Genomic DNA, 22,430 nt, shown 5'->3' with positions numbered 1-22,430 from the left:
CCCGCAACCCAGACTTAACCCAAATGTCACATTGATGCGCCAGCATGAGGCCACATTTATCGTGAGGCCCCGCACATGCAAACTGTCATCCGCGTCGAGAAACTGAGCAAGACCTTCAATCACAACAAGGCGCTGCATGCCGTTGATCTGACCGTCCAGCAGGGCGACATGGTGGCGCTTCTCGGCCCTTCTGGCTCCGGTAAATCCACCCTTCTGCGCCATTTAAGCGGTCTTATCACCTGCGATAAAACCCCGGAAAGTCACGTCGAATTGCTGGGCAACACGGTGCAGCGCGCCGGGCGTCTGGCAAGTGATATCCGCAAGAGCCGTGCCCAGACGGGCTACATCTTCCAGCAGTTCAACCTGGTCAATCGCCTGACGGTACTGGAGAACGTGCTGATTGGCGCACTCGGCAGCACACCGTTCTGGCGCACCTGCCTGCGCTGGTTCTCACCTTCCCAGAAGCAGGAAGCTCTTCAGGCATTGACTCGCGTCGGTATGGCACACCTGGCCCACCAGCGTGTCTCCACCCTGTCCGGTGGACAACAGCAGCGCGTCGCCATCGCCCGCGCCCTGATGCAGAAAGCAAAAATCATTCTGGCCGATGAACCTATCGCCTCGCTGGACCCGGAATCCGCCCGCATCGTGATGGAAACCCTGCGCGACATTAACCAGAACGACGGCATTACCGTGGTGGTAACGCTGCATCAGGTGGATTACGCCCTGCGCTACTGCGAGCGCATTGTCGCCCTGCGTCAGGGCCATGTGTTCTTTGACGGCGCAAGCCACCAGTTTGATAACGAACGTTTTGATCATCTCTACCGCAGCGTAAACCGCGTCGAAGAGCGCGCGCAGGCTGCATAACTCCCCATAACGAGGAATGGAAATGAACTACAAAGCCGTTGCCGCGCTGGCCTTTACCAGCATGTTCAGCATCAGCACCCTGTTAAGCCCGGCGTATGCACAAGAGCAGGAAAAAGCGCTGAACTTCGGCATTATTTCGACGGAATCACAGCAGAACCTGAAGCCTCAGTGGGAACCGTTCCTGAAAGATATGGAAACCAAACTGGGGATCAAAGTGAATGCCTTCTTCGCCCCGGACTACGCGGGCATTATCCAGGGTATGCGCTTTAATAAAGTCGACATCGCCTGGTACGGCAACCTCTCCGCAATGGAAGCGGTGGACCGCGCCAACGGCCAGGTCTTTGCCCAGACCGTTGCGGCAGATGGCTCCCCGGGGTACTGGAGCGTGCTGATCGTGAACAAAGACAGCCCGATCAACAACCTCAACGACATGCTCGCCAAACGCAAAGAGCTGACCTTTGGTAACGGCGACCCGAACTCCACCTCCGGCTTCCTCGTCCCTGGCTACTACGTCTTCGCGAAAAACAACGCCTCCGCCAGCGACTTCAAACGCACCGTCAACGCCAGCCATGAAACCAACGCCCTGGCCGTGGCGAACAAGCAGGTGGATGTTGCCACCAACAACACCGAAAACCTCGACAAACTGAAAACCTCCGCGCCGGACAAGCTGAAAGAACTGAAGGTGATCTGGAAATCGCCGCTGATCCCGGGCGACCCGATCGTCTGGCGTAAAAACCTCTCCGAAAGCACCAAGGACAAGGTGTACGACTTCTTTATGAACTACGGCAAAACGCCGGAAGAGAAAGCGGTTCTTGAGAAACTGGGCTGGGCACCGTTCCGCGCCTCCAGCGACCTTCAGCTGGTCCCGATTCGCCAGCTGGCGCTGTTTAAACAGATGCAGGCCGTGAAGGACAACAAAGGGCTCAAGGAAGAAGAGAAGACCAGCAAAGTCTCTGACATTCAGGCCCAGCTGGAAGACCTTGACCGCCTGACCGCGGCACTCGGCGCCATGACCAGCGTAAATAAAGCGGTGCAGTAGTTTCTTTTCCCCCTCTCCCCGTGGGAGAGGGCCGGGGTGAGGGCATCAGCGCGCACATTTCCCCCTCACCCTAACCCTCTCCCTCAAGGGAGAGGGAATTAAAACCCAAGGAGCCAACATGCAAACCATTACCCTCCCACCGCCAAAGCGCAGCTGGTTCTCGCTCATAAGCTGGGCCATCCTGCTGGCGGTGCTGGTTATCTCCTGGAAGGGCGCAGAAATGGATCCCCTGCTGCTCTTCAAAGATTCCGGCAACATGGCAACCTTTGCTGCCGACTTCTTCCCGCCGGACTTCAGCCAGTGGCAGGACTATCTCAGCGAAATGGCCATTACCCTGCAAATTGCCGTCTGGGGCACCGCCCTTGCCGTCATTCTCTCCATTCCGTTTGGCCTGATGAGCGCGGAAAACATCGTACCGTGGTGGGTATACCAGCCGATGCGCCGCCTGATGGACGCCTGCCGCGCGATTAACGAAATGGTCTTTGCGATGTTGTTCGTGGTGGCCGTGGGTCTGGGTCCGTTCGCGGGCGTCATGGCGCTGTTCATCCACACCACCGGGGTGCTCTCCAAGCTGCTCTCGGAAGCGGTCGAAGCCATTGAGCCCGGCCCGGTGGAAGGCATCCGCGCCACCGGTGCCAACAAAATCGAAGAGATCCTCTACGGCGTCCTGCCGCAGGTGATGCCGCTGCTGATCTCCTACTCGCTGTACCGCTTTGAGTCCAACGTTCGCTCCGCCACGGTCGTCGGCATGGTCGGTGCAGGCGGAATCGGCGTCACCCTGTGGGAAGCGATTCGCGGTTTCCAGTTCCAGCAAACCTGCGCCCTGATGGTGCTCATCATCGTCACCGTCAGCCTGCTGGATTTCCTCTCTCAACGTTTGCGTAAGCATTTCATCTGAGAAGCGAGGCTTTGTTTTCTATGCACTTATCCAGACATCCGACCAGTTACCCAACCCGTTGGCAAGAAATTGCGGCAAAGCTCGAAGTGGAACTGCGCACGCACTACCGCTGCGGAGACTACCTGCCTGCCGAGCAGCAGCTTGCGGATCGCTATGAAGTGAATCGCCACACCCTGCGCCGCGCCATTGACCAGCTGGTCGAGCGCGGTTGGGTGCAACGCCGTCAGGGCGTGGGCGTGCTGGTGCTGATGCGCCCGTTCGACTATCCGCTCAATGCCCAGGCGCGCTTTAGTCAGAACCTGCTGGATCAGGGCAGCCATCCCACCAGCGAAAAGCTGCTCTCGGTCCTGCGCCCGGCCTCCAGCCATGTGGCGGACGCGCTGGGCATTCAGGAAGGCGATAACGTCATCCACCTGCGCACGTTGCGCCGCGTCAACGGCGTAGCGGTATGCCAGATTGACCACTACTTCGCGGACCTCGCCCTCTGGCCAGTGCTGCAAAACTTTTCCAGCGGTTCCCTGCACGACTTTCTGCAGGACGCCACGGGCATCGCCCTCAAGCGCACCCAGACGCGTATCAGCGCCCGCCGCGCGCAGGCTAAAGAGAGCAAAGTGCTCGAAATCCCCAATATGGCGCCGCTGCTCTGCGTGCGCACCCTCAACCACCGTGACGGCGAGGTCAATGCGACGGAATACTCCGTCAGCCTGACCCGTGCCGACATGATCGAATTCACTATGGAGCACTGAATGCACGTCGATACCGCCACCCGACAGCGCTGGATGCGTGTGCTGGCCCACAGCCAGCCTGCTGCCCTGCGCGATCGCATGAACGCCCTGAGCCTGACGCCAGACTACGACACTATCCGCGCACCGGAAATTGGCCTGGTGCAGATCCAGGCCCGGATGGGCGGCACCGGGCAGCGCTTTTTTGCGGGAGACGCCCCCCTCACCCGCGCCGCGATCCGCCTGAACAGCGGCACGCTGGGCTACAGCTACGTGCTGGGACGCGATAAAGCACACGCCGAACGCTGCGCAGTAATAGACGCCCTTTTGCAGGAACAAACGCATTTTCAGACGTTAATGGAAACCCTTATTGCCCCGCTGGAAGCTGACCGCGCCGCACGACTTGCCGCACGTCAGGCCGAAGTGAATACCAGTCGGGTCGACTTCTTTACGCTCGTTCGCGGAGACAACGCATGACGCTTCAACCTGCTTTTACCCTTGCCGTCCAGGATGCCCAACAAAGTTTTCGTCGCCTGCTGAAAGCCATGAGCGAGCCGGGGGTGATTGTCTCGCTGCATCAGCTTTCACAGGGCTGGCTGCCGCTGAATCTGGCGACCACCAGCGTGTTGCTGACCCTTGCCGACAACGACACGCCGGTGTGGCTGTCAGGCGCCTTATCTAATGACATCGCCAGCCAGAACCTGCGTTTTCACACCAGTGCTCCGCTGGTTGAGCAACCGCGACAGGCGGTCTTTGCCGTGGCCGACGAACACATCAGCCACGAGCAGCTCAACGCCCTGAGCGAAGGCAGCGCCGTTGCACCGGAAACCAGCGCCACGCTGATTCTGCAGGTCTCCAGCCTGAGCGGCGGCCGCATGCTCCGCCTGACCGGTGCAGGCATCGCCGATGAACGCATGGTTGCGCCGCAGCTGCCGGAATGCATCATTCATGAGCTGACCGAACGCCCGCACCCGTTCCCGCTGGGCATAGACCTGATCCTGACCTGCGGCGAGCGTCTGCTCGCCATCCCGCGGACCACCCACGTGGAGGTGTGCTGATGTACGTTGCCGTTAAAGGGGGCGAAAAGGCGATCGCCGCCGCCCATGCCTTGCAGGAACACAGACGACGGGGCGATGAAAAACTGCCCGAACTGAGCGTCGCCCAGATTGAGCAGCAGCTGAACCTGGCCGTTGACCGGGTGATGACCGAAGGCGGCGTCGCCGATCGCGAGCTGGCGGCGCTGGCGCTGAAGCAGGCCAGCGGCGATAACGTCGAAGCCATCTTTCTGCTGCGCGCCTGGCGCACCACGGTTCCCCGCTTCACGGCGAGCGAGCCGGTGAATACGGCGCAGATGCGCCTGGAGCGCCGTATTTCTGCCGTTTATAAAGACATCCCCGGCGGCCAGCGGCTTGGCCCCACCTACGATTACACCCATCGCCTGCTGGATTTTACCCTGCTGGCGAACGGCGAAGCGCCACGGCTCAACACCACGGATGCCGAACAGGAGCCGTCTCCGCACGTCTTCAGCCTGCTGGCAAACCAGGGGCTGGCGAAAGCGGAAGAAGATTCGGGTACCGCGCCAGATGACATCACCCGCACGCCGCCAGTTTTCCCGTGCTCGCGCTCCTCGCGCCTGCAGCAGCTGATGCGCGGCGACGAAGGCTATCTGCTGGCGCTGGCCTACTCCACCCAGCGCGGCTATGGGCGTAACCACCCGTTTGCGGCCGAAATTCGCAGCGGCTATATCGACGTGGAAATTGTGCCGGAAGAGCTGGGTTTTGCGGTGAACGTCGGCGAACTGCTGATGACCGAATGCGAAATGGTTAACGGCTTTGTCGCGCCAGAGAATGAAGACCCGCACTTTACCCGCGGCTACGGCCTAGTGTTTGGCCTGAGCGAACGCAAAGCCATGGCGATGGCGCTGGTCGACCGCGCCCTGCAGGCACCGGACTACGGCGAGCACATCGCCGGCCCGGCGCAGGATGAGGAGTTCGTGCTGGCCCATGCAGACAACGTTGAGGCCGCCGGTTTCGTCTCGCACCTCAAGCTGCCGCACTACGTCGATTTCCAGGCCGAACTGGAACTGCTGAAACGTCTGCAACGGGAGCGCGCCAATGGCTAACTTAAGCGGCTACAACTTTGCCTATCTGGATGAGCAAACCAAACGCATGATCCGCCGCGCCATCCTCAAAGCGGTTGCCATTCCGGGCTACCAGGTACCGTTCGGCGGCCGCGAGATGCCAATGCCCTACGGCTGGGGCACCGGCGGTATTCAGTTGACCGCCAGCGTGATCGGGGAAGCCGACGTGCTTAAGGTCATCGACCAGGGGGCAGACGACACCACCAACGCCGTTTCGATCCGCAACTTCTTCAAGCGCGTGACCGGCGTAGCGACCACTGAAAAAACTGAAGACGCGACGCTGATCCAGACCCGCCACCGCATTCCGGAAACCCCGCTGACTGAAGATCAGATTCTGATTTTCCAGGTGCCGATCCCGGAGCCGCTGCGCTTTATCGAGCCGCGGGAAACCGAAACCCGCACCATGCACGCGCTGGAAGAGTACGGCGTGATGCAGGTGAAGCTTTACGAGGACATCGCCCGCTTCGGCCATATCGCCACCACCTACGCCTACCCGGTGAAGGTCAACGGGCGCTATGTGATGGACCCGTCGCCAATCCCGAAATTCGATAACCCGAAGATGGACATGATGCCAGCCCTGCAACTCTTTGGCGCCGGGCGTGAAAAACGCATCTATGCCGTACCGCCTTACACCCGTGTGGAGAGTCTCGATTTTGATGACCACCCCTTTACGGTGCAGGAGTGGGACGAGCCATGCGCCATCTGCGGCTCGAAACATAGCTATCTGGATGAAGTGGTGCTGGACGACACGGGCAAACGGATGTTTGTCTGCTCCGACACCGATTACTGCCGCCAACAGAGCGAGGCGAACAGCCAATGAAACCGCTGCTTTCGGTTAATAACCTGACTCACCTTTACGCGCCGGGCAAAGGCTTCAGCGACGTGTCGTTCGAGCTGTGGCCGGGCGAAGTGCTGGGGATTGTCGGCGAGTCCGGCTCCGGCAAAACCACGCTGCTCAAATCTCTCTCCGCGCGCCTGACGCCGCAGAACGGTGAGATTTTATATGAGGGCACGTCGCTGTATGGCATGAGCGAGGCCGAGCGCCGTCGCCTGCTGCGTACCGAGTGGGGCGTAGTGCATCAGCACCCAATGGACGGGCTGCGCCGCCAGGTTTCAGCGGGAGGCAACATCGGCGAAAGGCTGATGGCCACCGGCGCGCGCCATTACGGTCACATCCGCGCCACCGCGCAGCACTGGCTGGAGGAGGTTGAAATCCCCGCCTCGCGTATCGACGACCTGCCCACCACTTTCTCCGGCGGCATGCAGCAGCGTTTACAGATCGCCCGCAACCTGGTCACCCATCCGAAGCTGGTGTTTATGGATGAGCCCACCGGCGGGCTGGATGTCTCGGTTCAGGCGCGCCTGCTCGATCTGCTGCGCGGCCTGGTGGTGGAGTTGAACCTGGCGGTGGTGATTGTCACCCACGATCTGGGCGTCGCACGCCTGCTGGCGGACCGTCTGCTGGTGATGAAGCAGGGTCAGGTGGTGGAAAGTGGGCTGACCGACCGCGTGCTCGACGATCCCCATCATCCGTACACCCAGCTGCTGGTGTCATCCGTATTGCAGAATTGAGGCTGCTGTTGCCGGGTGGCGCTGCGCTTACCCGGCCTACGAACACCGCACCTGTAGGCCGGGTAAGGCGAAGCCGCCACCCGGCAAAACGAATCACGAGGCCAACATGATCCACGTACAAAACGTCAGTAAAACCTTTGTGCTCCACCAGCAAAACGGCGTGCGGCTGCCCGTCCTGCAAAACGCGTCGTTAGAGGTCGGCAACGGCGAATGCGTCGTGCTGCACGGCCACTCCGGCAGTGGAAAATCCACCCTGCTGCGCTCCCTGTACGCCAACTATCAGCCAGACGAAGGCCACATTCATATTCGCCACAACAACGAGTGGGTGGATCTGGTGCAGGCACCCGCGCGTAAGGTACTTGAAGTGCGCCGTTCGACGATCGGCTGGGTCAGCCAGTTTCTGCGGGTGATCCCGCGGATCTCCGCTCTGGACGTGGTGATGCAGCCACTGCTGGATCTCGGCGTCCCGCGTGACACCTGTGCTGCCAAAGCCGCCAGCCTGCTGACACGCCTCAACGTGCCGGAGCGTCTGTGGCACCTTGCCCCATCGACCTTTTCCGGTGGCGAGCAGCAGCGGGTCAACATCGCACGCGGCTTTATTGTCGACTACCCGATTTTACTCCTGGATGAACCCACCGCTTCGCTCGACAGCAAAAACAGCGCAGCGGTGATGGAACTGATCGAACAGGCCAAAGCGCGCGGCGCAGCGATCGTCGGGATCTTCCACGATGAAGCCGTGCGCGAGCGCGTAGCGGACAGACTGCACCCGATGGGGACAAACGTATGATTATCAATAACGTCAGGCTGGTGCTGGAAAACGAGGTCGTGGATGGCTCGGTTGAAATCCAGGACGGCGTCATCCGCGCGTTTGCCGAAACCCGGAGCCGCGCGCCTGACGCGATGGACGGCGAAGGTGGCTGGCTGCTGCCGGGGCTCATTGAGCTGCATACCGACAACCTCGACAAATTTTTCACCCCGCGCCCGAAGGTGGACTGGCCCGCCCATTCGGCGATGAGCAGCCACGACGCGCTGATGGTCGCCAGCGGTATTACCACCGTGCTCGACGCGGTGGCGATTGGCGACGTGCGCGACGGCGGCGACAGACTTGAAAACCTGGAGAAGATGATTAACGCCGTGGAAGAGACGCAAAAGCGTGGCCTCAACCGCGCCGAGCACCGCCTGCATCTGCGTTGTGAACTGCCGCACCACACCACCCTGCCGCTGTTTGAAAAACTGGTGGGCCGCGAGCCTGTCTCGCTGGTCTCCCTGATGGACCACTCGCCGGGGCAGCGTCAGTTCGCCAACATTGAGAAGTATCGTGAATACTATCAGGGCAAATACTCGCTCAACGATGCCGAGATGGCGCGCTACGAAGAAGAACAGCTGGCGCTTGCGGCACAGTGGTCGCAGCCGAACCGTCTCAGGATTGCCGCAATGTGCCGTGACCGCAATATTGCGCTGGCAAGCCATGACGATGCCACGCACGATCATGTGCGTGAATCCCACCAGCTTGGTAGCGTGATCGCCGAATTTCCCACTACGTTCGAAGCCGCAGAGGCGTCACGTCAGCACGGGATGAACGTGCTGATGGGCGCGCCGAACATCGTGCGCGGCGGCTCGCACTCCGGCAACGTGGCGGCAAGCAAGCTCGCCTCGCTCGGCCTGCTGGATATCCTCTCGTCTGACTACTACCCCGCCAGCCTGCTGGATGCGGCATTCCGGGTCGCGGACGATGAGGAGAACCGTTTTACGCTGCCGCAGGCCATTCGCCTGGTGACCAAAAACCCGGCCGCCGCACTCAATCTTCAGGATCGCGGTGAGATTGCCGAAGGAAAACGGGCAGATCTGGTGCTGGCCCACCGCAAAGGCGAGCATATTCATATCGACCACGTCTGGCGTCAGGGAAAAAGGGTGTTCTGATGGGAAGACTTATCTGGTTGATGGGGCCGTCCGGCTCCGGTAAGGACAGCCTGCTGTCTGCCCTGCGGCAGCGGGAACATTCACAGCTGCTGGTGGCGCACCGCTATATTACCCGCGCGGCGAACGCCGGAAGTGAAAACCATATCGCCCTGAGCGAGCAGGAGTTTTTCACCCGCGCCGGGCAAAACCTGCTGGCACTGAGCTGGCACGCTAACGGTTTCTACTATGGCGTCGGCATTGAGATCGACCTCTGGCTGCACGCGGGTTTTGATGTGCTGGTCAACGGCTCACGCGCCCATCTGCCGCAGGCAAAAGCCCGATATGAAGCGGCCCTGCTGCCGATCTGCCTGCAGGTTTCCCCGGACGTTCTGCGCAGCAGGCTGCAAAACCGGGGGCGCGAAAACGCGCGTGAGATTGACCAGCGGCTGGCGCGCGCGGCGCGCTACACCCCTTCAGGCTGCCATGTCCTCAATAACGACGGAAGTTTGCTACAGTCAGTCGAGACCTTTTTATCCCTTATCCGTCAGAAGGAGAAACAGCATGCCTGACTGCCAGCTTCGCCCCGCCACTGCTGATGATGCGCAGAGCGTGTACGCCCTCATCTGCGAACTTAAGCAAGCAGAGTTCGATAACCAGGCGTTTCATGCCGGCTATCTGGCTAATCTGCAGGATCACAATATGCGCTATCAGCTTGCCGAGCTGGACGGGGAAGTCATCGGCATGATCGGTCTGCACATGCAGTTTCACCTCCATCACGCCCGCTGGATCGGCGAGATCCAGGAGCTGGTGGTAATGCCGCAAGCGCGCGGGTTAAAGGTGGGTAGCCAGTTGCTCGCCTGGGCAGAGGACGTTGCACGACAGGCTGGCGCGGAGTTGACCGAACTTTCCACCAGCGTGAAGCGCGTGGACGCCCACCGTTTCTATCTTCGTGAAGGGTATACGCAGAGCCATTTCCGCTTCACCAAACCGCTGTAGAGGTGAGTGATGAGTCTGACCATAACGTTAACCGGCACCGGCGGTGCCCAGCTGGTGCCCGTCTTTGGCTGCGACTGCGCGGCGTGTAGACGCGCGCGTTTGCAGGAAAATTATCGCCGTCGTCCCTGCAGTGCGGTGGTCAAATACAACGATGCGGTCACATTGCTGGACGCCGGTATTCCACACCTGATGGAGGACTGGCCCGCGGGCAGTTTTCAGCAGTTTTTACTCACTCACTATCATATGGATCACGTTCAGGGGCTGTTTCCCCTGCGCTGGGGCGTGGGTGCAACGATTCCGGTCTACGGCCCACCGGACGACGCGGGGTGTGACGACCTGTTCAAACATCCGGGGATCCTGGATTTCAGTCATACGGTCGAACCGTTTGTGGTGTTTGAGCTACAGGGACTGCGAGTGACGCCGCTGCCCCTCAACCATTCTAAGCTGACGTTTGGCTATCTGCTGGAATCCGCCCACAGCCACGTGGCGTGGCTTTCAGACACGGCGGGATTACCGGAAAAAACGGTGAAGTTTCTGCTCAACAATCAGCCGCAGGCGATAATCATCGACTGCAGTCATGAACCGCGTGACGAGCCGCCGCGTAACCATTGTGATTTGAACACCGTGGTTGCGTTAAACGAGGTGATTGGCTGTCCGCAGGTGATCCTGACGCACATCAGCCATCAGTTTGACGTGTGGATGATGAACAACCCGCTGCCGAACGGTATCGAAGCGGGGTATGACGGCATGGTGCTGGTACTCGACTGAGTTTTGCCGGGTGGCGGCTGCGCCTTACCCGGCCTACAGGCCAGGGTTTTGTAGGCCTGCGTAAGCGAAGCGCCACCAAGCTTTAGCCGCGATCGTAATCGTCTTCTAACCGCCGTTCATCCTCTTCCAGCCTGCGCCTGTCGTCATCTAACTGACGTTGACGCTCGTCTAAACGGCGGCGTCTGTCTTCGAGCTGCCGACGGCGATCGTCGTACTGACGGCTGTCGCTTTGACGGCTGCGATCGTAGCGATCGTCGTCGTCATTACGGCTGCTGTCGGGGTTATAAGCATCGTTGATCGCCTGCTGAATGTTGCCAATGGCATCATCAATCACGTCGGCGTGGGCCAGCTGGCTGGTGAGTGACAGCAGACCCAATATCAGAGCGGAAAAGTAACGTTTCATAAGGCCAGACTCACAGGTGGACTGGCGTTAAGGTAATCAACGGGACTGTGCCGGAGTAGCGGAGGAATCTCAAATTACCATCACCTTACGCAGCGCCTGTGCCAGCTGTACGCGGGTAAACGGCTTACGCAGTAACTGAACGTCCGGCAGCTGAGGGTTATGCGTAGGCCGCAAATCCTGGCCGCTGATCAGCAGCACCGGAAGCTGCGGATAATGACTGCGCACATGGTTAATGACCTCCGCTCCGCTGAGGCTTCCGGGCAGCATCAGGTCGCTGATAAACATGCCAATATCCGGCGATGCCTCCAGCATGCTCAGGGCCTGCTCGCCATTCTCCGCTTCGAGCGTCAGGTAGCCCAACTGATGCATCTGCTCACACAGGGTCTGGCGGACATCTGCCTCATCTTCCAGTACCAGCACCAGCCGCTCGCTATCCGGGGAGGTGGTAGCCGGGAGCGTCTCACTTTCAGACACGGTGGAAAACGTCGAGCGCGGCAGATGGAGCCGAACGGTGGTGCCCTGCCCCGGCGCGCTTTCAATCTCCACGCGTCCCCCGGACTGACGCACAAAACCGTACACCATCGACAACCCTAATCCGCTGCCACTTCCGGTCTGTTTGGTGGTAAAGAACGGTTCAAAGACCCGGGATTTCACCTCCTGCGCCATACCGCTACCATGGTCAATGACCTCCAGCGCCACCATATCCTGCCTGCGGCCGTCGCTGCGGGTCACGCGCTGGTTCCATGTACGAATTTTAATGACGCCGCTTTGCCCTTCCATCGCATCGCGGGCGTTCATCACCAGATTGATAATCGCGTTTTCCAGCTGGCCGACGTCTATCCATGCGGACCATGCCGGGGTTTGCGCTTCAACCTCCAGAGTCAGGGTGACAGGCAAGGAGTGGCGCATCAGTTCCCGCAGGTTCTCCAGCAGCGGTTTCATCTCAACGGTATGCGGCGTCAGGGATTGCTTGCGGGAAAATGCCAGCAGGCGCTGGGTCAGCATGGCGCCGCGTTCGGCCGCCTTCAGCGCCCGGGTGATACGCGGCGCGTCTTTTGATTCGGGGTCGGTCAGCTCAAGACTGCCGATGATCACCGCCAGAAGATTATTAAAATCATGCGCCAGCCCGCCGGTCAGCTGTCCGACAGCCTTCATCTTCTGGCTGTGGAGCAACGCTTCTTCCAGTCCCTGACGCTCGATGCGGTCAATCTCCATCTGCGTCGTTTTCTCTTTCAGCAGACGCGTCGTGTGCTCAAGTGAAGCAGTGTTGCGGGCAAAAACGTTAAACGCGCGCGCCAGCTCACCCAGCTCGTCCCGCCGCTGCAATGCGGGCACCGAGACATCCTGTTCGCCACGGGCAAGGCGCGACATGGCCCGGGAGATAGCCGTCAGGTTGGAGGCCAGGTTACGGTAAATATACCAGCAGGCGCACCCGGTGATGATCAGCGCCAGCACGGCGAAAATGCTGATAAAAACGCTAATGGATTGCAGCTCGTGATGGCTCTGGGCCGTGCGAAGCCGGGAGGCTTGCGCGACCTGTTCAACGTACTGATTGATATCGCTATTCAGTATCGCCACCAGCGCCTTGATGTGGAACATATACCAGCTTATTGCCAGATCGCTCTCTGCCAGCTGCGTCGACAGCGGGGCAAGCTTACGCAGCTCGGCGTTAAAGTCGGGCAGCACAACGTTGACCACAGGCTGCGTCGCGCGCTGGGGCAGCATCGCCGTCACCGTATCCAGCTGCTGTATCGTGGCGCGTGGTGAAGGGGTTTCGATGGCGGCGGCGATCAGCCTGTCCATTTCCATCAGCAGCTGCGCATCCGGAACATCGCTGCCAGTACGGCGGTTAATGTCCTGCAGATGACGCAGGTAACTCTGGCTCTGGTAGAGCGAACTGAGCAGCGCGTTACGCTCCAGATGGCGTCGCTGCCCGCGCTCCAGCATCCCCGTCACGCCTTGCTGTAATTCATTGCTTCTCTGAATAATCCGCGCCACCAGCGCCGGCTCCTGCTGCGCCAGCGGCGCATCGGCCAGCTGCTCCAGCGAGCGGCGCAATGCCGTTTGCATCTGCTTTAACCGCTCCGCCTCGCCTTTGTACTCCAGCGATCCGACTACCTGCGACAGCCGCACCGCCGCCGTCGCCACGTTAGCCGTATCGCGAGCGAGGTTCATGCTGCCGGTCATGTCATCCAGCGTTTGCTGCTGCACCTGCTCCTGGATCTGGCTGGCATGACGGAAGCCAAGCACCGCCACGCCGCTGACCATCAGCGTGACCGCAACAACCAGCAGATTGAACATCAGCAGGCGGCCACGGGCACTGGTAAAAAACGGGGGGCGTGATGACATCTCTTTAGGCTCCTAAGCGGTCTGATGCCCTCACCCTGGCCCTCCCCCACGGGGAGAGGGAAAAGAGAAATGTGACGGCGGTTAGCTATTCATAACTATGACAAATATGAACAGCTTCTGACATTTTGCATTTACGCACCTGTGATGAAGTGCAGATATCGACATTCACAGGAGATCCGCCATGAGCAGAACCCCGGTTTTAGAGATGCGCGGCATAGCCAAAACCTTTGGCAATTTCCACGCGCTCAAGGGCGTGGATTTGACGGTTTTCCCCGGTGAGATCCACGCGCTGATGGGCGAAAATGGCGCGGGCAAAAGCACGCTGATGAAAATCCTCGCAGGTGCCTACACTGCCACCCGCGGTGAGATCCTGATCGACGGACAGCCGTTTCACATCAAAGGGCCGAAAGATGCCCTGGCCGCAGGCATTACCTTGATTTACCAGGAGATGCAGCTCGCCCCCAATCTGACCGTGGCGGAAAACATTTTCCTCGGCAGCGAACTGTCGCGCGGCGGTCTGGTTCAGCGTAAAGAGATGGCCGCCCAGGCGCAGGCGGTGATCGATCGCCTCGGCGCCCAGTTCAGCGCCACCGATCGGGTGATGAAGCTGACCATCGCCGAACAGCAGCAGGTGGAAATTGCCCGCGCGCTGCACCGCAACAGCCGCATTCTGGTGATGGACGAACCCACCGCCGCCCTCTCTTCCCGCGAAACCCACCGCCTGTTTGAACTGATTCTGCGCCTGCGCGATGAAGGCATGGCGATTATCTATATCAGCCACCGCATGGCGGAAGTGTATGAACTCTCTGACCGCGTCAGCGTTCTGCGTGACGGGCAGTACGTCGGCAGCCTGACGCGCGACAAGCTCAACGCCTCCGAGCTGGTGAAAATGATGGTGGGCCGCCCCTTAAGCGATCTGTTCAACAAAGAGCGCGATATCCCTCTCGGCAGCCCGCGCCTGAACGTCCACCACCTTACCGACGGTAAAAAAGTGCGGCCGTGCAGTTTACAGGTCCGTTCCGGCGAAATCGTCGGGCTGGCCGGGCTGGTCGGTGCCGGACGTTCCGAGCTGGCGCAGCTCATTTTCGGCGTGCGCAAAGCCACGGGCGGCATGATTGAGGTGGACGGCGAGCCGGTGGTGATCCACTCCCCGCGCGCGGCCATTGAAAACGGGATCGGTTTTCTCACCGAGAACCGTAAGGAGCAGGGGCTGTTTCTGGAGCTGGCGGCGCAGGAGAACATCACGATGGCGACGCTGGAACGCGATGCCACCTTCGGCATGCTGAACCGCAAAAAAGCCCAGTCCATTTCCGATGACGCTATCGCCCTGCTCAACATTCGTGTGCCCCATTCACAGGTACGCGCGGGCGGACTGTCCGGCGGTAATCAGCAAAAACTGCTGATCTCGCGCTGGGTGGCGATAGGCCCGCGCATTCTGATTCTGGACGAACCCACCCGCGGCGTGGACGTTGGCGCGAAAAGCGAGATCTACCGCATCATGAACCAGATGGCGCGTAAGGGCGTGGCGATTTTGATGATCTCCAGCGAACTGCCGGAAGTGGTGGGCATGAGTGACCGGGTGTACGTGATGCGCGAAGGCAGCATTGCGGGTGAACTCCACGGGCGCGATATCTCTCAGGAAAACATCATGACGCTGGCAACCGGCGTGGACGACACACATCATCAGGCGGTGTAACTATGACAACTCCAACCCATCCGCAGCAGGTGGCGAAATCCGCCTCCGCCAAAAAAATGCTGATGAGCGATCTGATGCAAACGATCGGCATTTTACCTATTTTAATTCTGATCGTGGCGGTATTTGGCTTTATCGCCCCTAACTTCTTCACCGAGAGCAACCTGCTCAACATCACCCGTCAGGCGTCAATCAACATCGTGCTGGCTGCGGGGATGACTTTCATCATCTTAACCGGTGGGATTGACCTCTCCGTGGGGTCGATTCTCGGTACTACCGCCGTTGCGGCAATGGTGGTGTCGCTGATCCCGGAATTCGCCGGACTTTCTATTCCGGCGGCGCTGATGCTCGGCATGGTGCTGGGGCTGTTCAACGGCGCGCTGGTGGCCTTTGCCGGGCTACCGCCGTTTATCGTCACGCTCGGTACCTATACGGCGCTGCGCGGCGCGGCCTACCTGCTGGCAGACGGCACTACGGTGATCAACTCGAATATCAACTTCGAATGGATTGGCAATAACTACCTCGGTCCCGTGCCATGGCTGGTGGTCATTGCTTTGGCGGTCATTGCTATCTGCTGGTTTATCCTGCGCCGCACTACGCTGGGCGTTCACATCTACGCCGTGGGCGGCAACATGCAGGCGGCGCGCCTGACGGGTATTAAGGTCTGGATGGTACTGCTGTTTGTCTACGGCATGAGCGGTCTGCTCTCCGGTCTCGGTGGCGTGATGAGCGCCTCGCGCCTTTACAGCGCCAACGGCAACCTCGGTACCGGCTATGAGCTGGATGCGATTGCGGCGGTGATCCTCGGCGGTACCAGCTTCGTCGGCGGGATCGGCACGATCACCGGCACGCTGGTGGGAGCATTGATTATCGCCACCCTCAACAACGGCATGACGCTGATGGGCGTCTCCTACTTCTGGCAACTGGTGATCAAAGGGGCGGTGATCATCATTGCGGTGCTGATCGACAAATACCGTACCCGACACCATCAAAGTGCATAACAACAAAACCCTACAGCTTCGAGGAATACACTATGCGTTTGAAACCGTTAGTAACCGCGCTCTGTGCTGGCGCGCTGCTTGCCGCAACGCCGTTTGCGCAGGCGAAAGATCTAAAGTCCATCGGCGTGACGGTGGGTGACCTGGCCAACCCGTTCTTTGTGCAGATCACCAAAGGTGCCGAGCTGGAAGCGCGCAAGCTGGCGGGCGATAACGTCAAAGTGACGCTGGTCTCCAGCGGTTACGATCTCGGTCAGCAGGTGGCGCAGATCGATAACTTTATCGCCGCGAAAGTGGACATGATCATCCTCAACGCCGCGGATTCCAAAGGGATCGGCCCGGCGGTGAAACGCGCGAAGGATGCCGGGATCGTGGTCGTGGCGGTTGACGTGGCGGCGGAAGGAGCCGATGCGACCATCACCTCCAATAACACCCAGGCGGGCGAAATGGCCTGTAAGTACATTACCGACCGCCTGAAAGGCAAAGGCAATGTGGTGATCATCAACGGACCACCGGTCTCGGCGGTGCAAAACCGTGTGGAAGGTTGCCAGATGGAATTCAAAAAACATCCGGATATCAAGGTGCTCTCGGATAACCAGAACGCCAAAGGCAGCCGTGAAGGCGGTCTGGAAGTCATGACCTCTCTTCTGGCGGCCAATCCGAAGATCGACGGCGTATTCGCGATTAACGATCCTACCGCGATCGGCGCCGATCTGGCGGCAAAACAGGCGCAGCGCAATGAATTCTTCATTGTGGGCGTGGATGGCAGCCCGGATGGTGAAGAAGCGCTGAAGCGGGAAAACTCCCTGTTTGTGGCAACCCCGGCACAAGATCCGCAGGTGATGGCGGCAAAAGCGGTCGAGATCGGCTACGACATTCTCCAGGGTAAACCGGCACCGAAAGAACCGGTGCTGATCCCGGTGACGATGATCGATAAAAAGAACGTCGGTACCTATAAAGGATGGACGGTTAAGTAACCCCTCAGCCTAAACCCTCTCCCCTTTGGGGAGAGTGGGTGGCAAAAAACGCTGGCCGGGCTGCAGGCTTTTATTCGCGAGGGCAATTAATTTAACAATAATTGCGATTTTTCATTACAGTTCTATGAATTTTACATTCCCGAACTACACTCTCTCCATCTGGCATATTCGGCGTGGGCAGCACTCTGTCCGCACGCTTTTCCGAAATGAGATAGAAAGAGGACAAGGGAAAAATGTTCGCAGCCATCATCATCGGTATTTTCATTATTAGCGTTATTTACGCGCATTCACGCGGGAAAGAAAAACAGACGCTGTCTCGTCAGTTGTTCGACCATTCGACGTTCATGGCCCCCATCAATATGTTTATGACGGCGTTCTCTTCCCTGCCCGCCAGGCAGGCTTTCTTTGAGACAGAGCGTTTCCCTGAATTAAAAACGCTGACGGAAAACTGGCAGGTTATTCGTGAAGAGGCTGTGCGTTTACAGGATCATATAAAGGCGGCGCAAAATAATAACGACGCTGGCTTTAACACCTTTTTTAAACGCGGCTGGAAACGTTTTTATCTGAAATGGTACGCCGACGCTCACCCTTCTGCGCAAGTGCTTTGCCCGGTGACCACGCAACTGGTGAGTCAAATTCCTTGCGTAAAGGCGGCGATGTTTGCCGAACTGCCTGCGGGGGCAAAGCTGGGCAAGCATCGCGATCCCTACGCGGGCTCGGTTCGCTATCATCTGGGCTTATCTACCCCGAATGACGATCGCTGCTTTATTGAAGTGGACCAGCAGCGCCATAGCTGGCGCGATGGCGAGGCCGTCATTTTTGATGAGACTTACGTTCACTGGGCAGAAAATAAAACCGATCAAACGCGCATTATTCTTTTCTGTGATATCGAGCGTCCGATGAAGTGGGGCTGGGCACAGGCAGTTAACCATTGGGTAGGGACGACGCTGATGTCTGCAGCCAGCTCACCCAATGATGAGAATGACCGCACTGGCGGCATTAATCGCATTTTTAAATATGTTCATGCGGGGCGCGAACGCGGACAGCGTCTTAAAAAACGAAATCGTAAAGCCTATTATGCCCTCAAGTACCTGTGCATCAGCGCCATTTTTGCCGCCCTTCTTATTCCGGCGATAACATAGACCTTATGCCGCCTGTTCGGGGCGGCTAACATCGGTGGCAAATACATACCCCAGTCCACGAATGGTTTTAATGAGTGCAGGCTGATGCGGGTTGATCTCGATTTTCCGGCGCAGACGCATGATCAGCACGTCGATAGTCCGGTCAAACACCTCCGTGCTTTCGCTGTGGGTGAGTTCCAGCAGTTGATCGCGGCTGAGTACCCGGCGGGCATTTTGCGTAAGCGCCAGCAGCAGGCCATATTCCCCCTGGGTCAACGGCACGACGTTACGTTGCGGATCAATCAGTTCACATCGGGAGGTATCCAGCGTCCAGTTGTCGAAGGTTATCCCCGCTACGCGTGGCATCGGCGTTTCTGCGGCCAGCACGCCGGTCCGACGCAGGACCGCTTTAACCCGGGCAACCACCACGCGCGGATTAAACGGTTTGCCAATATAGTCGTCGGCTCCCATCTCCAGCCCCACTACCACGTCGGATTCACTGCCCAACCCGGTTAACATGATCACCGGTAGCGCCGGACGCTGCTTTTGCAACTGCAGCAAAACCTGTAACCCATTGATATCTGGCAGCATCATATCCAGCAGGACAAGGGCGATCTCCGGCGTCTGTTGTACCCGGCCCGGCACATCCTGGCCGTTATGGCAGACAAGCACGTCAAAGACGTGTTCACTCAGCACATCCTGCAGCAGTTCACACACTGCCAAATCGTCATCAACCACCAGAATCGCCGGTTTCATCATATGCTTCCGTCAGGGGATTATGTTAAGTCTGAACCATTCTGCCGTCGGCTCCAGTGAAAGGGCGTTTTCCGTGACGGAAATTCAACCCATGTCACATACCCTGCCCATTCGACACGTCAATTTTGACGATGGTCTGCTTTTCGTCAGGGTTGCCGGCAGGAATACGCCGTAAAGCGCGCAATTACCCCTACTAAAAACATGGCATAGAAGCTGCATTAGTCGGTGCGAAAGATTCGATTAACTGGAGCAGACTGATGAAAAAAGTCGTCACGGTTTGCCCTTATTGTGCCTCAGGTTGCAAGATCCACCTGGTGGTCGATAACGGCAAAATCGTCCGGGCGGAGGCCGCACAGGGGAAAACCAACCAGGGCACGCTGTGTCTGAAAGGGTATTACGGCTGGGATTTTATCAATGATACCCAAATCCTCACCCCGCGCCTGAAAACCCCTATGATCCGCCGCGAGCGCGGTGGCAAGCTGGAAGCCGTCAGCTGGAACGAGGCGCTCGATTACGTCGCCACGCGCCTCAGCGCCATCAAGGCCAAGTACGGCCCGGATGCGATTCAGACGACCGGTTCCTCACGCGGGACAGGGAATGAAACCAACTATGTGATGCAAAAATTCGCACGCGCCGTTATTGGAACCAATAACGTCGACTGCTGCGCTCGCGTCTGACACGGCCCATCGGTTGCAGGTCTGCACCAGTCGGTCGGTAACGGCGCAATGAGTAATGCCATCAACGAGATAGACAACACCGATCTGGTGTTTATTTTCGGCTATAACCCGGCGGATTCTCACCCTATCGTCGCGAACCATGTTATTCGCGCCAAACAGAACGGGGCGAAAATCATCGTCTGCGATCCGCGCAAAATTGAAACCGCGCGCATTGCGGATATGCACATTGCATTGAAAAACGGCTCGAATATCGTGCTGTTGAATGCGATGGGGCACGTCATTATTGAGGAGAATCTGTACGACCAGGCGTTTGTGGCCAGCCGCACGGAAGGCTTTGAAGAGTATCGTAAAATTGTCGAAGGCTATACGCCAGAGTCCGTTGAAGCGATAACCGGCGTCAGCGCACAGGAGATCCGCCAGGCCGCACGCATGTACGCCGGGGCGAAAACCGCCGCCATTCTGTGGGGCATGGGCGTGACCCAGTTCTACCAGGGCGTGGAAACCGTGCGTTCGTTGACCAGCCTCGCCATGCTGACGGGTAACCTGGGCAAGGCCCACGTCGGCGTCAACCCGGTACGTGGTCAGAATAACGTCCAGGGGGCCTGCGATATGGGCGCGCTGCCGGATACCTATCCAGGATATCAGTACGTCAAATTCCCGGAAAACCGCGAGAAATTCGCGAAAGCCTGGGGGGTCGAAAGCCTGCCGGAACACACCGGCTATCGCATCAGCGAGCTGCCGCACCGTGCGGCGCACGGTGAAGTGCGTGCGGCCTACATCATGGGTGAAGATCCGCTCCAGACCGATGCCGAACTCTCTGCGGTACGTAAAGGGTTTGAGGATCTTGAGCTGGTGATTGTCCAGGACATCTTCATGACCAAAACCGCGGCGGCGGCGGATGTTATTTTACCGTCGACGTCATGGGGTGAGCATGAAGGCGTCTACACGGCGGCTGACCGCGGTTTCCAGCGCTTCTTCAAAGCGGTCGAACCGAAGTGGGATCTGAAAACCGACTGGCAGATCATCAGCGAAATCGCCACCCGTATGGGCTACCCGATGCACTACAACAACACCCAGGAGATCTGGGACGAGTTGCGGCATCTGTGCCCGGACTTCTACGGTGCCACCTATGAAAAAATGGGTGAGCTGGGGTATATCCAGTGGCCATGCCGCGATGAGTCGGAAGCCGACCAGGGGACGTCATACCTCTTTAAAGAGACGTTCGACACCCCGAACGGGCTGGCGCAGTTCTTCACCTGCGACTGGGTCGCACCTATAGATAAACTCACCGACGAGTATCCGATGGTGCTCTCCACCGTGCGCGAAGTAGGCCACTACTCCTGTCGCTCAATGACCGGGAACTGCGCCGCGCTGGCCGCGCTGGCAGATGAACCCGGCTACGCGCAAATCAACACTGCCGACGCGGAACGCCTGGGTATTGAGGATGAGGCGCTGGTATGGGTGAACTCGCGCAAAGGGCGAATCATCACCCGTGCGCAGGTGAGCGATCGTCCCAACAAAGGAGCGGTCTATATGACCTACCAGTGGTGGATTGGTGCCTGTAACGAACTGGTGACGGAGAATTTAAGCCCGATAACCAAAACGCCGGAGTATAAATATTGTGCCGTCAACGTGGAGCCCATTGCGGATCAACACGCTGCCGAACAGTATGTGATTGACGAATATAACAAGCTGAAAGCCCGACTGCGTGAAAGCGCAATGGGTTGAAGCGGGTAATTAATTAATGAACAAAGGGAGTGATATATTCACTCCCTTTTTTTATTTCCGCCACCGCGATTATACTGCGCGGCGTGTACCCAGAAGATAAGAATCCATGAAAGCCATTTTTCTGTTGTTATTCTTTATAACCTCGTTCGCCTGCGCGGATGAGATAGGCAGCCAGTATCTGAAGCAGGCGGAAGCGGGCGATGCCCGCGCCCAGTATTATCTTGCTGATACCTACTTCAGCTCGGGGGACCGCACACAGGCCGCGCGGTGGGCCGAAAAAGCCGCAAAAGGTGGCGATGTCGATGCCATGGCGCTGTTGTCGCAAATTCACTTTACGCAGGGGGATTACGCGCAGGCCAAGGCTCTGGCGCAGCAGGCAAACATTGCAGGCAGCAAACGCGGCGCGATCATGCTGGCGCGCGTGCTGGTCAACACTCAGGCCGGTCAAACCGACTATCCCCAGGCCATTAAGCTCCTGCAAACGGCGACTGAAGATATCGACAACGATTCGGCGGTAGACGCGCAGCTGCTGCTGGGGCTGATCTATGCCAACGGCGTTGAGGTGGCTCAGGATGACGTGCGGGCCGCGTCGTGGTTCAAGCGAAGTTCTACCCTGTCGCGAACGGGCTATGCGGAGTACTGGGCGGGGATGCTGTTCAGACAGGGCGAGAAAGGGTTTATCACGCCGAATAAGCAGAAAGCGCTTTACTGGTTGAACCTGAGCTGTACGGAAGGGTTTGATACGGGATGTGAAGAGTTTGATGCGTTGAGCGGGGAGTAAAGCGCCGGGTGGCGGCTTCGCCTTACCCGGCCTACAAAACCCGTAGGCC

The 22,430-nt window shown here is 58.7% G+C and carries 23 protein-coding genes; 20 read left to right on the top strand and 3 right to left on the bottom strand.

Going from position 1 to position 22,430, the window contains the following annotated elements:
- Nucleotides 1–75: 75 nt before the first annotated feature.
- The 14 genes from phnC to phnP all read left to right on the top strand — a co-directional run bounded on the left by phnC (nucleotide 76) and on the right by phnP (nucleotide 10,898).
- Entirely contained in the window at nucleotides 76–864 is a 789-nt protein-coding gene (phnC, locus tag L977_RS05745; protein ID WP_014882188.1) for a phosphonate ABC transporter ATP-binding protein, read from the top strand.
- Between the two features lie 22 nt (nucleotides 865–886).
- Complete coding sequence (gene phnD, locus L977_RS05740; RefSeq protein WP_045135406.1) at nucleotides 887–1,903, top strand: phosphonate ABC transporter substrate-binding protein; 1,017 nt, start codon at nucleotides 887–889, stop codon at nucleotides 1,901–1,903.
- Between the two features lie 118 nt (nucleotides 1,904–2,021).
- Nucleotides 2,022–2,801: a phosphonate ABC transporter, permease protein PhnE gene (phnE, locus tag L977_RS05735; protein ID WP_023331823.1), complete on the top strand. Its 780-nt coding sequence runs from the start codon at nucleotides 2,022–2,024 to the stop codon at nucleotides 2,799–2,801.
- A gap of 20 nt (nucleotides 2,802–2,821) precedes the next feature.
- Nucleotides 2,822–3,547 carry a phosphonate metabolism transcriptional regulator PhnF gene (gene phnF / locus L977_RS05730; RefSeq protein ID WP_045282275.1) on the top strand — a complete coding sequence of 242 codons (726 nt, stop codon included), beginning with the start codon at nucleotides 2,822–2,824 and terminating at the stop codon, nucleotides 3,545–3,547.
- Complete coding sequence (gene phnG / locus L977_RS05725) at nucleotides 3,548–4,000, top strand: phosphonate C-P lyase system protein PhnG (protein WP_014882184.1); 453 nt, start codon at nucleotides 3,548–3,550, stop codon at nucleotides 3,998–4,000.
- On the top strand, nucleotides 3,997–4,581 hold the full coding sequence (gene phnH / locus L977_RS05720) for a phosphonate C-P lyase system protein PhnH (protein ID WP_023331820.1): 585 nt from the start codon (nucleotides 3,997–3,999) through the stop codon (nucleotides 4,579–4,581). The genes phnG and phnH overlap by 4 nt, the downstream gene beginning before the upstream one ends.
- The gene (locus L977_RS05715; protein ID WP_047625255.1) at nucleotides 4,581–5,645 is read left to right on the top strand and encodes a carbon-phosphorus lyase complex subunit PhnI; all 1,065 of its coding nucleotides are present in this window, start codon (nucleotides 4,581–4,583) and stop codon (nucleotides 5,643–5,645) included. Before phnH ends, L977_RS05715 begins: the two co-directional genes overlap by 1 nt.
- Entirely contained in the window at nucleotides 5,638–6,483 is an 846-nt protein-coding gene (gene phnJ, locus L977_RS05710; protein WP_047625252.1) for an alpha-D-ribose 1-methylphosphonate 5-phosphate C-P-lyase PhnJ, read from the top strand. Before L977_RS05715 ends, phnJ begins: the two co-directional genes overlap by 8 nt.
- Entirely contained in the window at nucleotides 6,480–7,235 is a 756-nt protein-coding gene (gene phnK, locus L977_RS05705; protein ID WP_014882180.1) for a phosphonate C-P lyase system protein PhnK, read from the top strand. The genes phnJ and phnK overlap by 4 nt, the downstream gene beginning before the upstream one ends.
- A 106-nt stretch (nucleotides 7,236–7,341) precedes the next feature.
- The gene (gene phnL / locus L977_RS05700) at nucleotides 7,342–8,022 is read left to right on the top strand and encodes a phosphonate C-P lyase system protein PhnL (protein ID WP_014882179.1); all 681 of its coding nucleotides are present in this window, start codon (nucleotides 7,342–7,344) and stop codon (nucleotides 8,020–8,022) included.
- The gene (gene phnM / locus L977_RS05695) at nucleotides 8,019–9,155 is read left to right on the top strand and encodes an alpha-D-ribose 1-methylphosphonate 5-triphosphate diphosphatase (protein ID WP_014882178.1); all 1,137 of its coding nucleotides are present in this window, start codon (nucleotides 8,019–8,021) and stop codon (nucleotides 9,153–9,155) included. Before phnL ends, phnM begins: the two co-directional genes overlap by 4 nt.
- On the top strand, nucleotides 9,152–9,703 hold the full coding sequence (phnN, locus tag L977_RS05690; RefSeq protein ID WP_032629671.1) for a ribose 1,5-bisphosphokinase: 552 nt from the start codon (nucleotides 9,152–9,154) through the stop codon (nucleotides 9,701–9,703). The genes phnM and phnN overlap by 4 nt, the downstream gene beginning before the upstream one ends.
- On the top strand, nucleotides 9,696–10,130 hold the full coding sequence (phnO, locus tag L977_RS05685) for an aminoalkylphosphonate N-acetyltransferase (RefSeq protein ID WP_047625249.1): 435 nt from the start codon (nucleotides 9,696–9,698) through the stop codon (nucleotides 10,128–10,130). Before phnN ends, phnO begins: the two co-directional genes overlap by 8 nt.
- 9 nt (nucleotides 10,131–10,139) lie before the next feature.
- Nucleotides 10,140–10,898, top strand: coding sequence for a phosphonate metabolism protein PhnP (gene phnP / locus L977_RS05680; protein WP_047625247.1), 759 nt, complete (start codon nucleotides 10,140–10,142; stop codon nucleotides 10,896–10,898).
- Between the two features lie 82 nt (nucleotides 10,899–10,980).
- On the opposite strand, the gene yjdP is transcribed toward phnP, so the two are convergent.
- Together yjdP and L977_RS05670 are read right to left on the bottom strand one after the other, a co-directional pair.
- Nucleotides 10,981–11,301 (bottom strand): DDRRRQL repeat protein YjdP, encoded by a 321-nt coding sequence (yjdP, locus tag L977_RS05675; protein ID WP_014882174.1) that lies wholly within the window; start codon nucleotides 11,299–11,301, stop codon nucleotides 10,981–10,983.
- Nucleotides 11,302–11,370: 69 nt separating this feature from the next.
- A complete protein-coding gene (locus tag L977_RS05670) occupies nucleotides 11,371–13,650 on the bottom strand; it encodes a hybrid sensor histidine kinase/response regulator (RefSeq protein ID WP_047625244.1) in 2,280 nt (759 codons plus the stop codon).
- 181 nt (nucleotides 13,651–13,831) lie between these two features.
- Between L977_RS05670 and L977_RS05665 the strand changes: the two genes are divergently transcribed.
- The 4 genes from L977_RS05665 to lpxO all read left to right on the top strand — a co-directional run bounded on the left by L977_RS05665 (nucleotide 13,832) and on the right by lpxO (nucleotide 18,460).
- Nucleotides 13,832–15,346, top strand: a complete 1,515-nt coding sequence (locus tag L977_RS05665) for a sugar ABC transporter ATP-binding protein (RefSeq protein WP_014882172.1) — start codon at nucleotides 13,832–13,834, stop codon at nucleotides 15,344–15,346.
- Nucleotides 15,347–15,348: 2 nt separating this feature from the next.
- Nucleotides 15,349–16,344 carry an ABC transporter permease subunit gene (locus L977_RS05660; RefSeq protein ID WP_014882171.1) on the top strand — a complete coding sequence of 332 codons (996 nt, stop codon included), beginning with the start codon at nucleotides 15,349–15,351 and terminating at the stop codon, nucleotides 16,342–16,344.
- Between the two features lie 32 nt (nucleotides 16,345–16,376).
- Nucleotides 16,377–17,318 (top strand): ABC transporter substrate-binding protein, encoded by a 942-nt coding sequence (locus tag L977_RS05655; protein ID WP_014882170.1) that lies wholly within the window; start codon nucleotides 16,377–16,379, stop codon nucleotides 17,316–17,318.
- Nucleotides 17,319–17,551: 233 nt separating this feature from the next.
- Nucleotides 17,552–18,460, top strand: a complete 909-nt coding sequence (gene lpxO, locus L977_RS05650; RefSeq protein WP_047625241.1) for a lipid A hydroxylase LpxO — start codon at nucleotides 17,552–17,554, stop codon at nucleotides 18,458–18,460.
- Nucleotides 18,461–18,463: 3 nt separating this feature from the next.
- Here the strand turns inward: lpxO and L977_RS05645 are convergent, their stop codons facing one another.
- Nucleotides 18,464–19,195, bottom strand: a complete 732-nt coding sequence (locus L977_RS05645) for a response regulator (RefSeq protein ID WP_047625238.1) — start codon at nucleotides 19,193–19,195, stop codon at nucleotides 18,464–18,466.
- A 257-nt stretch (nucleotides 19,196–19,452) separates the two neighbouring features.
- On the opposite strand from L977_RS05645, the gene fdhF reads away from it, so the two are divergent.
- Both fdhF and L977_RS05630 read left to right on the top strand, forming a co-directional pair.
- A complete protein-coding gene (gene fdhF / locus L977_RS05635; protein WP_081987730.1) occupies nucleotides 19,453–21,600 on the top strand; it encodes a formate dehydrogenase subunit alpha in 2,148 nt (715 codons plus the stop codon).
- Between the two features lie 106 nt (nucleotides 21,601–21,706).
- Complete coding sequence (locus L977_RS05630) at nucleotides 21,707–22,381, top strand: tetratricopeptide repeat protein (protein WP_023331811.1); 675 nt, start codon at nucleotides 21,707–21,709, stop codon at nucleotides 22,379–22,381.
- The last annotated feature ends 49 nt before the right edge of the window (nucleotides 22,382–22,430 follow it).

Origin of the sequence: Enterobacter sp. ZOR0014, from assembly GCF_000798855.1 — a bacterium.
GTDB classification, from domain to species: domain Bacteria; phylum Pseudomonadota; class Gammaproteobacteria; order Enterobacterales; family Enterobacteriaceae; genus Enterobacter; species Enterobacter kobei.
Note: the sequence above shows the minus strand (reverse complement) of the source record. Positions and strands in the feature narration are given on the sequence as shown.